We start from the raw sequence: 14721 nt of genomic DNA on the forward strand, positions 1-14721 counted from the left end.
TACCATTATAAACTATCTTTCTATTTGATGTATTCTCATTTTTCAATCTAATAGTAGGCTTAACAAACAAGAATGAAAATGTTGATAAATGAGCAACTGTTTTCGTATAGATTGTCCTTATAAAGCCGCAGGCTGAATACACTCCGCGTCCGGCGGGTGACCAGTGAGCCTCCTCGTCGCGAAAGCTCTTGTGGGGTCTCACTTTGGCCACTTGTCCCGCAGGAGTCTCCGTGTATTCAGCCTGCTAGAAACTACCTCTTCAATGTTTTATGTGTAAATAACAAATTTTAAGAAACAGCCAAATAAAACCCACAACCTTTATAGATTGTGGGCTTTTCGACTTATTTATGTTCAATATTAAATTTTTGTAGTTCTTCTAATAGTTCTCTTGAGAATCCTTCTAATTCAAATGCTAGTTGGTTCAGTTGTTCCATTGATGCAGTGGTTTCTTCTATTGAAGCTGACACTTCTTGTGTTCCTGCAGCTGTGTCTTGGCTAATAGAAGAAATACCTGTTGCATGTTCAACAATCATATTTCTTTGGTCTACCATTTGATTGATTGCATTCGAGATTTTCATGATCATCTCACTGTTTGCATCTACTTTTGTTTTAATAGAAACAAATGCACTCTCAGTCTCGTTAACTGCGACACCTTGGCCTACCATTACCTCACTAGTTTCATTAATTAATTTAACGGTTTGCTTTGTTTCACTTTGCATTTGTTTCACGATTTCAGCAATCTGTCTAAGTGCAGCCTCTGATTGTTCTGCTAATTTACGTACCTCATCGGCTACAACAGCAAAACCTTTTCCATGCTCACCAGCTCTTGCAGCTTCAATCGCTGCATTTAGCGCAAGTAAGTTTGTTTGACTTGCAATCGCCGTAATCGTGCTCACAATTTCATTGATATTAGTTGAACGCTGATCAAGGCTCTTGATCGCAGCAACCATTTCATCAATCATTTCGTTTGTACGACCAAATTGGTTTTGAAGTAATCGCACCTTTTCCATTCCATCTTCAGAAGTTGTATACATCGAAGTAGATTCTTCTAATATTTGGAGAGTTTGCTCTTCAACATTTTTGATGTTTGTAGCCAATAACTGTACAACTCTATTACTCTCTTCTGTTAAATCAGACTGCCTACTAGCTCCAGAAGCAATTTGTCCCATTGTCGTTGCCACTTCATTCGATGCAGCTGTATTTTCCTCTGCACTTGCAACAAGAGTTTGAGAGGCATCAGTTACCTGTAATGAAACCTTAGATACCTTCTCAATCATACCTCTCATTTGTAAAAGCATATTCTCAAACGCTGTGGAAAGTTGCCCGATTTCATCTTTACGATTGATAGCTACTTTCACCGCAAGATTTCCCTCTTCAACATCCTTCATTGCTACTTGGAGTGCCTTGATAGGATTCACAATTCTTCTCGCAATGAAAAACGAAGCAACAATTGCTAGCCCAATAATGATAATAAGAGTCACTGTGATAGGAAAAATAATATCTTTTGCTTTGTTAGCAAATTCTGCTTTGTAAACAGTACCGATAAGGACCCAACCAGTTGTTTCGTTTTTCACATATCCCATTGCTTTAGGAGCACCTTCAAATTCATAGTGAACCATCCCATGCTCAGGTCCTTTACTAATCTCTACATAATAAGACTCTTTCGAAGCATTAGCTCCAACATAATCCTCATTTGGGTGAACAATGTATGTTCCACTTTGATCGAGTAGTGCTGCATATCCTGTTTCACCAATCTTAACGTTCTCAATCAAACTTACTAATACATCTAGTAAAATATCAACAGACACAACCCCAACAAATTGGCCATTCTTTTCAACTGCTTTTGCTGCACTTACTGTTAACTCATTAGAATTTGCATCCAGATATGGATCTGTCCAAATAATTTCGCCTTTATTCTTAACAGCCTCTTGGTACCAAGGACGTGTTCTGGCATCAAAGTCTTCTGGTAACTGGACTGAAGGATCAATAATCATTTTACCATTGTCTTCCATCCCTATGTAGATCTCTAAAATTTCTGAATTCGAAGCTTTTGTTTCAGTAAAATATTTGACAATACTGTCATTGGCAGCTCGTGGGTCTGACATTTCAGGCATATTTGAGAAGCGATTGAGTGTCTTTTCTGTGTTTCCTAGAAATAAATCAAAAGCCTCATTCACACTCACCATTTGTTCTTCAGTACTCTTCACTAATTCATTAGTAACCATGATTTCACTAAACTTAAAACTAACAAAAGAAATAACCGCTCCCGCAATTATAATAATTGCCAAAAATGGTAGGAGGATTTGTTTTTGTAAAGAAAGTTGCCCAAATTTAAATGACCTTTTTTGCTTTTGCTTTTTTTTCATTGTCGTCTCTCCCCTATACTTAATAAAGTTATTATCGGTCATAATACCTATTTGTTTAGGAGATTTTTCGGCAAAAAACGATTGTTACCGGTTACATTTGACATTTTTTGAAAAAAATACATAATTTTTTAAAATAATCCCTTTATTTAGTGGATGATAATAAAAAAAGCCACAACAAGGTTTGACCCTAATCATGACTTTCTTCAGTCTTAAATCTCTTCTCTAATTCTTCTCTTGTATAAATGATTCTCATTGGATTTCCACCAACAAAGGCTCCATCTGGTACGTCTTTATTTACGAGTGTCCCAGCTGACACGATTGAATGATCACCGATCCTGACTCCTGGTAAGATGGTTGTGTTCGCCCCAATCATCACCTCATCACCGATAAGGACTTCTCCAAGACGATATTCCTTAATGAGATATTCATGCGCGAGAATGGTTGTATTATAACCAATCACGGAATTTCTACCGATACTTATTTTCTCTGGAAACATAATATCAAGCATGACCATTAATCCAAATGACGTTTGATCACCGATTTTCATGTTTAAGAAGGTGCGATATAACCAATTTTTCATCGCTAGAAATGGAGTATATCTTGCTAATTGAATCACGATGAAGTTTTTAACAACCTTCCAAAAAGGGACCGTTTTATAAACATGCCAAAGTGAATTCGCACCTTCCACTGGATATCTTGTCGTGTTTCTCAATGCTATTCAGCTCCGATAATAGTCAATAGGTCATTCATATGCTCTAGCATATAATCTGGGTCGAATGTCGCTAAATAGTCTTTTCCTTTAATCGTCCAAGCAACACCTGCTGTTAACGTACCAGCATTTTTACCCGCTAAAATATCATGATAGTTATCGCCAACCATGATTGACTCATCTGCTTGCGAGTTTAATTGAGAAAGCGCTAGTTGTATAGGCTCCGGGTCTGGCTTTGCATTCTTTACATCATCCAAAGTAACAATCACATCAAAAAACTCATCTAATCCGGTAAGCTTAAGCCCCATTGTTACAGTACTTCTGACTTTCGTTGTTACAATACCTAGTTTATACCCTTTTTCATGCAGTTGCTTAATCGTGTCATAAACACCCTCATACTCTTTTACAAGTAAATCATGGTTTGCATGATTATGTTCTCGATAAGTATTGATCATTTCCTCTACGCGATTTTCATCCATTGTTACAAATGTATCATGCAAGGAAGGACCAATGAATTTCAGCACATCTTCTCGTTTGTATTGATTTGGATAATATTGCTCAAGTGTATGCATAAATGATGAAATAATTAGATCGTTTGTATTTATTAAGGTTCCGTCTAAATCAAATAGTAATGTATTAATTTTCATAAGTTGCTTCCTTCCGTATGTTTTGCTCCGCTCGTTTCCAAATATAAGCTACAAGCATTGTTAGTACCACTGCAGTCACTACTCTTATTAATAATAAAGGTAAGATTGGGATTCCTAGTGGAATGAAAATTAGAGTGTCTTCTATTACAGCATGACAGGATACAAGAAAAATAAAGGCGAGTGTTAAATCCTTTTTCGATACATCATCCTCCTGTGCGGCTTGTATCATGACTCCAGCACCATAAGCTAAACCAATCAATAAACCTGCTGCTAAAGTTGTCGAAGTGTTCTCCTTCATTCCAAGAACTTTTGTAAAGGGAGACATCCATTTTGAAAATGCCGTTAACCAACCTAACTCTTTCATAAATTGAATCATAATCATTAATGGAATAATAATCATTGCTAATTGTAGAATTCCAAATGATGCCTTTTGTATTCCTTCTATTAGTATAGCAAACCAGCCAACCGCTTTTTCATCAGACATTTGAACGAAACCATACTGAGCTAATTCTCCGCCACCATTCCAAAATAAGTTAATTAAAATCGCTGAGAATACTGCTAATCCAATTCTAACCAGCAGAATTACCCATAATTTAATGCCTACCTTGATTGCAACTGTGGATTCAATTAGTAAATTATGTGAGAATGAAAGCATCACTGCCAAAATAAATACTTCCTTCACAGTTAAGTCTAGCGTTAAAATAGCTCCAATCGCAGCATATAGGTTCAAAAAGTTTCCAATCACCAATGGAATAGCAGCATCACCTGAAAGTCCAAATAAGCCCATAATTGGTGAAATCATGCCAATTACCCAATCCAATATCGGTGTATACTTTAATATAGTCACGATTAATGTGATTGGAAAAATGACTTTCCCCAATGTCCATGTTGTCTTTAATCCACTGATTAAACCTCTCTTGCTGATTTCAAACACTTAATTCTCTCCTCTACTAACTTTCTAAATATCTCTCTTTGGCCTGACCTTTTACTCGTCTATAAATAATGAGACCAACTGCAACCATGATTAGCACAATAGATATCACTTGAGCAACACGTAGCATATCAGTAAGCATGAGACTATCAGTACGTAAACTTTCAACATAGTAACGTCCTACCGAATACCAAATAACATAGCTTAAGAATAACTCTCCACGCCTTAAATTAACCCTGCGCAAAAATAGTAATAGTGCAAATCCAGCTAGATTCCACAAAGACTCATAAAGGAATGTTGGGTGATAATACTGACCACCAATATACATTTGATTGATAATCCACTCAGGTAGTTGAAGGTTTTCAAGAAACTCTCTTGTTACAGGTCCACCATGGGCTTCCTGATTCATAAAGTTCCCCCAACGCCCTATCGCTTGACCAAGGATGATACTTGGTGCACCAATATCAGCTAGCTTCCAAAAGCTTACGCCTTTCTTCTTTGCAAAAACAATGGCTGTTATAACGGCTCCAATTAAGCCACCATGGATCGCTAAGCCACCTTCCCAAATCTGGAAAATTTGGCCCGGGTTTTGTGAATAATAGTCCCATTTAAAAATAACATAATACGCTCTGGCCGATAAAATCGCAATCGGAATTGCAAATAAAACTAAATCCACAAAAGTATCTTTATGCAGACCACGTCGTTCTGATTCCCTCACAGCAATAAAAAGCCCAAGCATGGCTCCTAAACCAATAATTAAACCATACCAATGAATCGCTAATGGTCCTAACTCTAAAAATACTGGATTTAACGGTTGAATCTCATTCTCCATATGTCACCTTCCTTATTTACTCCTTTTTTCTCATTCCCTTTTATAACGTGCATTCATTTAATTAAATATCTTCTTGCTCATGGTCCTCTATGACACCAGTAAGTCTAGCTGAAAATTCTTCAGCAGCATTAACTCCCATTCTTTTTAGACGGAAGTTCATCGCAGCAACCTCAATAATGACAGCCAAATTTCGACCAGGTCGAACAGGAACCGTTAATTTTGTAATATCTGTATCAATGATTCTCATTTTTTCTTCTTCAAGTCCAAGACGATCATATTGTTTCGTTTGATCCCAAAGCTCCAGATTCATTACAAGCGTAATTCGCTTGAAGCTTCGAACCGCACCCGCTCCAAAAAGTGTCATAACATTAATAATTCCTAGCCCTCTAATTTCTAATAAATGCTCAATAAGCTCTGGAGAATTACCAATCAGTGTATCTTTATCTTCTTGTCTGATTTCGACACAGTCATCAGCAACAAGTCGATGTCCTCTTTTTACAAGCTCTAGTGCTGTTTCACTTTTACCGACTCCACTTTTACCTGTAATTAATACTCCCACTCCGTAAATATCAACCAATACCCCATGGATCGCTGTAGAAGGAGCTAGTTTACTTTCGAGGAAGTTAGTAATTCGACTTGATAATCTAGTTGTCTTTTCATTAGATCTCAATAATGGAACAGATTCTCGCTCACATGCATCAACCAGGTCCTGTGGAATCTCCATGTCACGTGACACTATAATACAAGGTGTTACATCAGTACATAGTTTTTCCATTCGAGTTTTGATTTCATCAGGCTTAAGCTTTTCGATGAAAGTAAGCTCGGTTTTCCCTAGAAGCTGAATGCGCTCTGCAGGGTAATATGTAAAATAGCCAGCCATCTCAATTCCTGGTCGAGAAATATCACTAGTATTGATTGGTCGATTAATTCCCTCTTCACCACTTATTAACTTCAAACCGAATTTCTCAAGTAGATCTTTAGTACGTACTTTTGGCAATGTGGCTTCCTCCTTTTTGTTCAGTACATGTTGTACTATATTCCATTATCTATTTTAACACTATTTTTTACTATAAAAAAATCTGAAAAAAGACAACTTTTTATTTTGAGTTAGTTTAGCAAATATTGTTGTTATTTATTATAGGCAGGTAATTGTTAACACACCCACAGGTAGAATGAACTAAGGACGGAGCATAATGATTTTTCGGAAGATAAAACCGAGGTTTAAACTATCAAGGATTAAAATTAGTTAACCCCAGATCAACAGCTTAAATCGTTGCTTTGGGGTTACCTTTTTAGGCTTTTTGCAAAGTGAAATCTGGGATTAATTGACCAATTTCTTCTTTTCTCGCATTGCGCAGTTTTGGTTTATAATGGTTCATGAGGTCTTCTATTTGATGTTCTGTTAATAACCCTAGCTGATTCAAGACTTCAACGGCAACAGGATACATTGCTCTACCATTTCCATCCTCTACTTTAATCGCAATTCCGAGCCCGGTTTCTTTATCACCGATACAATAAACAGCTTCTGCTCCCGCTTTGCCGAAAAATCGCCCCTTCCCTGTTTTCATGAAGTCTGTACAAAAGCGGTTTGTTCCCCCTACCATTTCTGGTGCAGCAATCATCGCATTCGTAATTCGTTTAACCGTTTCAGCTCGTTTCTTATTTAGCTTTTCAGGATTGGCCATCACTGCATAACCAAATGCCAGATTAATTAATGGCAGGCCATGAACCGGAACACCACAACCATCAATTCCAATTTCAATATCCTCTTTTGGATAATCACATATTTCACTAACAGCTGTTAAGATCCTCTGTTGAACAGGATGATCTACTCTATAATAGGTCTCAATTGGTTCATTCATATACTTTGCTGTTGCTAGCATTCCTGTGTGCTTTCCAGAACAATTATTATACAGAGGTGTAATCTCTTTTCCTTCGCGAATTAATTTTTTATATGTTTCCTCCCATCTAGGTGGATGTGTGCCACATTGTAATGAGTTATCCTTCAAACCTATCCTCTTTAAAATCTCTAGCACTCGATCTGTATGCATACTTTCGCCATTATGCGAAGCACAACATAATGACAAATCCGCATCCGAAAACTCATAGGTATCCGCCGCTCCGGTTTCGATAAGTGGAATTGTTTGAACCGGCTTCATCGAAGATCTTGCATAAACTTTGCCATATGGATTACCTGCAAAATTCATGAGATTTCCATTTGAATCTACAACAGCAACATGACCACGATGTACGCTTTCTATATGATTCCCACGCCTTACTTTTACAAGATTAATAGATTCCATGATTGACTCAACTCCATATTTTTGTCTGAGTATTTAGAATTAAATTACAACACATTACATCTAATTACAATCTTTATTATAAGGTTGTTTTAAACATAAACATTGAGATGGAAGTACAAGCAGGCTGAAATACACGTAGACTCCTGCTTAGATCAGTGGCCAAGGTGAGACCCCACAGGACTTTAGACTAATACAAAAAAGCTGCCCCACATGTGCCTTGCACACTTTTTGGGGACAGCCTTTTTATTTTCTGTTTCTTTTTTCTGTTAAAGGATCTAAGATTACTTTTTGAATTAATAAATGTAGAATTGAGATAATGATTGCTGCGATCATTGCTGTTCCAAAACCATCAATGACAAATGAGTCTCCCATGATGCTCTGGGTAATCATTAATGTAATTGCATTAATAACAAATAGGAACAATCCCAGACTTAATACAGTCACAGGTAAAGTTAAGATGATTAAAATTGGCCTAACAATAACATTCAATATTGATAATATGATACTTGCAAAGATTGCTGCAGTTAAACTTTCTAGATGAAAAGTGTCAATGTATCCTGCCACAACAATTAGAACAACACTGTTTATAAACAAACTTAATAACCATTTCATTATCTTATTGCATCCCTTTCATTAGGAACAACGAAGATCCAAACTAAGTAGACGAGAAAGAATGTTCCAAAACTAATGAATAATCCTAAGACGAAAAGAATCCGTAACAAGGTACTATCCATTCCTAAATATTCTGCTAATCCTCCAACAACTCCTGCAAATTTTCGATTTGTACGAGAGCGATATAGTTTTTTCATTATTACCTCCTATATTGGTTTTATGTTAATAGAACCGGTCTTTGTTTCTGCAAACATATATAATTTGTTTTCATGGTCTGTTGTTGTTTTGAATCTTAGATACTTTTGTACTACCTCATTCTTTTCCTTCACAATATTCATATGTGGAATTTCACAGTTAAATCCGCCTAATGTAGATTTTAGTTCACCGTCAATGTTTCTAGTGATTGACGTGTCAATATCAATATTTCCTGCTGTTGTTTTTACGCCGATTGTGTGGCAATCTTCTCCAGGGAGATAACAAACAATGTTCCCACTAAAGCTCTGGGCATCTAACTTTTCATAACGACCATCTACTTTAATGGCTCCATTGATTGTTTCAATCTCACACTCTTTACTTGAGCTATCTTTTAGATCGATTTGTCCATTTGCTGTTTCTAATTCCATATAAATTGAATTGATTTTTGCTACTTTAATCGTTCCATTTGCTGTTTTGGCCCTAAAGGTTGATACTTCTAAATCTTCCCCACTTATTGGTCCATTAAACATTCTCACTTTTACATGCTCATATTGAACACGTGGAACATAAATCTTTGCCAATACTTTCATCTGCTTTTTCTGGACAGCAAATATGAGTTTATGATTATCAATTGAAAACACTACTTCATCTAGAAATGATTCACGAGCTTTTTCAATGGATTCTAGGTTGTAAACCTTCACTTTGCATTCAACACGTACGTCATTCTCATTCCAAGGGATAATTTCAACACTACCATTTGAAACATCAACGTCAAGATTTTGGACTAATGCATCTGAATGCTGAAAGATATGATTAACTTCAACGGCATTTCCGAAGTTAAAATCTAAGTCCAGGTCCTTTATCTTCTTAACTGCAGAATCAATAAACTCAGTTAGTTTAGATTTCACAGATGATTGTTTATAATGATGGGTCTTTTGGTCATCTTTTGTGTGTTTATTTTCAGGTTGAACGTTTGTTGATACCTCATTCACAATATGCTTAGTTTGTTCCGCTTTTGTAGTCTTCTCATTCCCCTTATCTTCTAACGCTTCTAATAAGGTAATCGCCTCGTTTGCTGAAAGTTTACCTGCTTCAACTAACTTTAAAATCCGTTTACGTTCTTCATTCATGAACGATTCTCCTCCCATGGATACTGACTTTGATTTATCATTTATTGTGATAACTAACATGACACATAATAAGACTTTTTATATCTATTCATTTAACTCCTCGCCCTTTACTATACGAGGAATGAATTGATTAGTTTCATCCTATTGGAAATTTGCTGAGCAGATATTGAGTGAAGATTTTTTAAACAAACGTTTGTTTAATTTTTTCGAACCCTTGATATGACTGGTCTCATTTTCTAAACAAACGTTTGATTAAATTTTTTAAGGGTATGATCACTAATCTATTCTATGTGCTAATTAAGTTTTTAATGGTTATCTTATTTGTAATTATAGCCGTAGACGATCTTCCTTTAATCGACCAACAGAATGATTTTGTTATACGCCTTAAGTCTTATTTTCATAGGCTGTTTTTGTATAGATTGTTGCTTTCGAAAGCTGACGCTCCTGTGGGGTTTCACTTTGGCCACTGGTCCCGCAGGAGTCTCCGTGTATTCTTCCTGCTTGTTACTACCATGTTCAAAAGTATGTGGCTATAACAACAAACTTTGGGAAAACAGCCTTTTATAAAGTGAAAAAAGACTGTTAAGAAGCGCTAGCATGACCAATATGATCTTGAGCTAATCCTTGAACAGTCCCCGTGTGTTTATATTTAATTGTTGTCTTCTGTTATGACTTCTAAATCCTTAATGATTTCATCAACAGTTTCATAAGAGGCTTCCAGTTGAAGCATTTTTCTTATAATCTTTTTAAGTCTAGGATCAATTGTTAATTCTTCTTCCCAGCTTCTTTCTTTTCTCGTTGTTGTTTCATAGGTCGAGTATAAAAGAAAGAGGAAGAAGTGTCCTAATGCGTAGAAATCACTTTTTACAGATACTTCCCGAAATAGCCTTTTCTCAAGTGAGGAAGAAATACCTTCCCCACTATCCTTCTCATCTACAAAGAGTGCCAGACCAAAGTCAATTACATAGATTGTTTCTTCATTTAGCAGAATATTAGGTAATCGTAAATCTCTGTGTATAATTCTTTTCGCATGTAGATGCCTAATTACTTGCAATACCTTTAATAGAATTTTAATACATTCGGTTTCGTTATACTTTTTCCCTTCATATATGACAAGGTCTTCAAAATTATTGCCTGGTTTGTGTTCCATGATTAGGAAGTACTTATGATCTTCATAAAAATAATCTACCAATCTCGGAGTATTGATTAGATTGAGACTTTCAAGCATTCTTGCCTCTCTTATTAGTAATTTTTCATTACTATTCCTCTTTCGGTTCCGAAGTTGTTTTACCACGACCATTTGTGAGGTTGTTTCATCAATTGCCTGATAAACTAATCCATAGCTTCCTTTTCCAATAAAACGAGTGATTTTGAATTGATTGTTGATGATTGAACCATTTTTAAGAGGTCTTTCCCATAGTTCTACTATTTTTCTCGGTATTAACATTTAGCTGCTGCTATATGATCTACTAAAAAAGCCACTTGATTTATACTTTTTCTTATAGTGCTTATGACCATATTTTGAAGGATGTCCGTAATGACTATGTTTTCTTCCACGGCTACTTGAATAACGGCGGTGCTGCGTTTTACTATTTAGAAGGCTTTTAAGAATCTTTTTTAACATCTTCTTTTCCCCATTTCGTTTTATTAGTCTATCTTCATATAGATTATTGCTTTTAAAGCCGCAGGCTGAATACACTCCGCGTCCGGCGGGTGACCAGTGAGTCTCCTCGTCGCTTATGCTCCTGTGGGGTCTCACTTTGGCCACTGGTCCCGCAGGAGTCTACGTGTATTCAACCTGCTTGTATCACCGTTTTAATGTTTCATGTAAACAACAGACTTTTAGAAACCAGCCTTTTATTATGAAGATTTCAAATCCGTATAAAAAAAACGCTTCTACCACAATGGTAAAGCGTTTTTTAGACGCGAGAGCTTCACCATGTGATGGCAAAGGTCTCGCTAACAACGTTATGTTGCCAATAAAGCCGGGGATGTACCCGTAATGACGACTTTATTTTATAGCTACTCCCCTTTGGAGTGATTATTTAATTTATACTACTTTTATTTTACCAATAACTGTTCTGTTTGACAATTAAATTAGTGAGGAACTAATCATTATTTAACGATTGCCTCTTTTTCCTCGATCCGTTCTTTCATTCGTTTTCGATCTCGTTCTAGGATTGGTTTTAAATAGGTTCCAGTATGGGAAGCTTTCACTTTCACGACTTCTTCTGGTGTACCGGTTGCAACGATTTGTCCACCTTTGTCTCCACCTTCAGGACCAAGGTCTATCAAATAGTCTGCTGCCTTTATCACATCTAAGTTGTGTTCAATTACTAACACTGTATCTCCATTATCTACTAGACGTTGTAACACTTTTAGTAATCTTGAAATGTCGTCCACATGAAGTCCTGTTGTTGGTTCATCAAGAATATACAATGACTTCCCTGTAGATCTGCGATGAAGTTCCGAGGCGAGCTTTACCCGCTGTGCTTCTCCACCTGAAAGAGTGGTAGCAGGTTGCCCCAGTGTAATATAGCCAAGACCTACATCAAAGATTGTTTGGAGCTTTCTACGAATCTTAGGTATGTTTTCGAAAAAGGAAACCGCATGTTCAACCGTCATTTCTAAAATGTCTGAGATATTTTTATCCTTATATTTTACTTCTAGGGTTTCACGATTATATCGCTTCCCATGGCAGACCTCACAAGGAACATAAACATCAGGGAGAAAGTGCATTTCAATTTTGATAATACCATCTCCACGACATGCCTCACAGCGTCCACCTTTGACATTGAAGCTAAATCTTCCCTTTTTATATCCGCGTACCTTTGCTTCATTTGTTGATGCAAATACATCTCGAATGTCATCAAATACCCCAGTATATGTAGCCGGGTTAGAACGCGGAGTTCTCCCAATTGGAGATTGATCAATATCAATGACCTTTTCTAAATGCTCGGTTCCCAACACTTCCTTATGTGAACCTGGCTTGCTCTTCGCATGATGAAGCTTTTGAGCTAAGGATTTATGTAGAATTTCATTAATCAATGTACTTTTCCCTGAACCTGAAACCCCTGTCACTGCACTGAATACACCTAAAGGAATCTTGACGGAAACATTTTTAAGATTGTTTTCATTTGCACCTTTAATCTCAAGTAACCTTCCGTCTGATTGGCGGCGTTCAAGCGGTAACGGAATAAACTTCTTTCCTGATAGATATTGTCCTGTTAATGAATTCTCATCTGCCATTACTTCTGCTGGTGTTCCGGCTGAAACAACCATCCCACCATGTACCCCTGCTCCTGGGCCGATATCAATTAAATAATCTGCTGCGATCATTGTATCTTCATCATGCTCAACCACAATTAACGTATTTCCGATATCTCTCATCTTTTGAAGGGTAGAAATGAGCCGATCATTATCTCGTTGATGAAGACCGATTGATGGCTCATCAAGAATATAAAGCACCCCTGTTAAGCGTGAGCCGATTTGGGTCGCTAAACGGATTCGTTGTGCTTCACCACCAGATAAAGTACCAGCTGCTCGACTCAAGGTTAAGTAATCAAGTCCAACATTCACTAAAAACCCAAGACGCTCTTTAATTTCTCGGAAAATCATATTAGCAATTTTCATTTCCTTTTCAGATAATTCAATTGCTGTAAAGAAATCAAGTGCTTCATTAATCGATAGAGCTGTTAGATGGCCGATATGCTTTCCAGAAATTAAAACTGCCAAGCTTTCCTTCTTTAGACGATTTCCTTTACAAGTAGGGCAATCCTGTTCAGCCATGTATTTTTCCATTTGTTCACGGATGTAATCAGAGCTTGTCTCTTTATATCGTCTTTCCACATTCGATATCACACCTTCGAATGCGATATAGTTTTCACGTACTTGTCCAAAATCATTTTCATATCGGAAATAAATCTGTTCCCCATCACTACCGTATAAGATTTTATCCATTAAGTGCTTTGGGATATCTTTGACTGGTATTTCCATATCTATACCATAATGGTTACACACAGATTCGAGCAGTTGCGGGTAATACTGTGAACTGGTCGGTTCCCATGGTGCTAAAGCATGTTGCTTTAGTGATAGATCCCAATTGGGTACAACAAGCTCTTCATCCACTTCAAGCTTCGCTCCCAATCCATCGCAATCTGGACAAGCTCCAAATGGGCTGTTAAAAGAAAACATTCTTGGTTCAAGCTCTCCGATTGAAAATCCACAATGTGGGCATGCGTGTAGCTCACTGAAAAGAAGCTCTTCCTCACCCATGACATCAATGACAACTTTGCCTTCACCTAACTTCAGCGCCGCTTCCAAAGAATCGGCTAACCGAGCAGCAACTCCATCTTTCACAACAATTCGGTCAATGACAACTTCAATGTTGTGCTTTTTGTTTTTTTCTAATTCGATTTCCTCTGATATTTCACGCATTTCCCCATTTACACGTATTCGAACATATCCCTGCTTTTTTATATCTTCAAGTACCTTTACATGAGTCCCTTTTCTCCCTGAAACCACAGGTGATAACACTTGTAGCTTTGTTCGTTCAGGATATTCTAGAATGCGGTCAACCATTTGTTCAATGGTTTGCGAGGTTATTTCTATTTTATGAATCGGACAAATAGGTCGACCAACCCTCGCAAATAAGAGTCTTAAATAGTCATAAACCTCTGTAACGGTCCCGACTGTTGATCGTGGATTACGGCTAGTTGTTTTTTGATCAATCGAAATGGCTGGTGATAATCCTTCAATTGCATCTACATCTGGCTTATCCATTTGACCTAGAAATTGTCGGGCATATGCAGATAATGATTCGACATATCTGCGTTGTCCTTCTGCATAAATGGTATCGAAAGCTAAGGATGACTTGCCTGAACCTGATAATCCAGTAAGAACAACTAATTTGTCTCTAGGGATTGTAACATCGATATTTTTTAAATTATGTGCACGTGCACCTTTGACGATAATCCGTTCCATTGCCATTCTTTTG

The 14721-nt window shown here is 37.1% G+C and carries 12 protein-coding genes; all 12 read right to left on the reverse strand.

The window, feature by feature from the left end; translation table 11 throughout:
• Positions 1-341: 341 nt before the first annotated feature.
• The gene (locus tag BLQ56_RS17190; RefSeq protein WP_175490362.1) at positions 342-2366 is read right to left on the reverse strand and encodes a methyl-accepting chemotaxis protein; all 2025 of its coding nucleotides are present in this window, start codon (positions 2364-2366) and stop codon (positions 342-344) included.
• 187 nt (positions 2367-2553) lie between these two features.
• Entirely contained in the window at positions 2554-3078 is a 525-nt protein-coding gene (locus tag BLQ56_RS17195) for an acyltransferase (protein WP_090857178.1), read from the reverse strand.
• A 2-nt stretch (positions 3079-3080) separates the two neighbouring features.
• Positions 3081-3722 (reverse strand): pyrophosphatase PpaX, encoded by a 642-nt coding sequence (ppaX, locus tag BLQ56_RS17200; RefSeq protein ID WP_090857181.1) that lies wholly within the window; start codon positions 3720-3722, stop codon positions 3081-3083.
• Positions 3712-4656: a nucleoside recognition domain-containing protein gene (locus tag BLQ56_RS17205; RefSeq protein WP_090857184.1), complete on the reverse strand. Its 945-nt coding sequence runs from the start codon at positions 4654-4656 to the stop codon at positions 3712-3714. The genes ppaX and BLQ56_RS17205 overlap by 11 nt, the downstream gene beginning before the upstream one ends.
• 16 nt (positions 4657-4672) lie before the next feature.
• Entirely contained in the window at positions 4673-5485 is an 813-nt protein-coding gene (gene lgt, locus BLQ56_RS17210; RefSeq protein WP_090857187.1) for a prolipoprotein diacylglyceryl transferase, read from the reverse strand.
• 61 nt (positions 5486-5546) lie between these two features.
• Positions 5547-6482 (reverse strand): HPr(Ser) kinase/phosphatase, encoded by a 936-nt coding sequence (gene hprK / locus BLQ56_RS17215; protein WP_090857190.1) that lies wholly within the window; start codon positions 6480-6482, stop codon positions 5547-5549.
• Between the two features lie 295 nt (positions 6483-6777).
• On the reverse strand, positions 6778-7788 hold the full coding sequence (locus tag BLQ56_RS17220) for an asparaginase (protein WP_175490363.1): 1011 nt from the start codon (positions 7786-7788) through the stop codon (positions 6778-6780).
• Positions 7789-8031: 243 nt separating this feature from the next.
• The gene (locus tag BLQ56_RS17225) at positions 8032-8403 is read right to left on the reverse strand and encodes a phage holin family protein (protein ID WP_238457308.1); all 372 of its coding nucleotides are present in this window, start codon (positions 8401-8403) and stop codon (positions 8032-8034) included.
• Entirely contained in the window at positions 8400-8597 is a 198-nt protein-coding gene (locus tag BLQ56_RS17230) for a PspC domain-containing protein (protein WP_090857196.1), read from the reverse strand. The genes BLQ56_RS17225 and BLQ56_RS17230 overlap by 4 nt, the downstream gene beginning before the upstream one ends.
• A 9-nt stretch (positions 8598-8606) precedes the next feature.
• On the reverse strand, positions 8607-9725 hold the full coding sequence (locus BLQ56_RS17235; protein ID WP_090857199.1) for a DUF4097 family beta strand repeat-containing protein: 1119 nt from the start codon (positions 9723-9725) through the stop codon (positions 8607-8609).
• A gap of 649 nt (positions 9726-10374) precedes the next feature.
• Positions 10375-11172: a serine/threonine protein kinase gene (locus tag BLQ56_RS17240; RefSeq protein WP_090857201.1), complete on the reverse strand. Its 798-nt coding sequence runs from the start codon at positions 11170-11172 to the stop codon at positions 10375-10377.
• A 668-nt stretch (positions 11173-11840) separates the two neighbouring features.
• A complete protein-coding gene (uvrA, locus tag BLQ56_RS17245; protein WP_090857204.1) occupies positions 11841-14714 on the reverse strand; it encodes an excinuclease ABC subunit UvrA in 2874 nt (957 codons plus the stop codon).
• Between the last annotated feature and the right edge of the window lie 7 nt (positions 14715-14721).

The organism is Litchfieldia salsa (assembly GCF_900104555.1).
GTDB lineage: Bacteria > Bacillota > Bacilli > Bacillales > Bacillaceae_L > Litchfieldia > Litchfieldia salsa.

Excerpts from the sequence above, each read along its gene's own strand:
- BLQ56_RS17230 (WP_090857196.1), bottom strand. The coding sequence starts at position 8,597 with ATGAAAAAACTATATCGCTCTCGTACAAATCGAAAATTTGCAGGAGTT.
- uvrA (WP_090857204.1), bottom strand. The coding sequence starts at position 14,714 with ATGGCAATGGAACGGATTATCGTCAAAGGTGCACGTGCACATAATTTA.
- BLQ56_RS17190 (WP_175490362.1), bottom strand. The coding sequence starts at position 2,366 with ATGAAAAAAAAGCAAAAGCAAAAAAGGTCATTTAAATTTGGGCAACTT.
- lgt (WP_090857187.1), bottom strand. The coding sequence starts at position 5,485 with ATGGAGAATGAGATTCAACCGTTAAATCCAGTATTTTTAGAGTTAGGA.
- BLQ56_RS17235 (WP_090857199.1), bottom strand. The coding sequence starts at position 9,725 with ATGAATGAAGAACGTAAACGGATTTTAAAGTTAGTTGAAGCAGGTAAA.
- ppaX (WP_090857181.1), bottom strand. The coding sequence starts at position 3,722 with ATGAAAATTAATACATTACTATTTGATTTAGACGGAACCTTAATAAAT.
- BLQ56_RS17220 (WP_175490363.1), bottom strand. The coding sequence starts at position 7,788 with ATGGAATCTATTAATCTTGTAAAAGTAAGGCGTGGGAATCATATAGAA.
- BLQ56_RS17240 (WP_090857201.1), bottom strand. The coding sequence starts at position 11,172 with ATGTTAATACCGAGAAAAATAGTAGAACTATGGGAAAGACCTCTTAAA.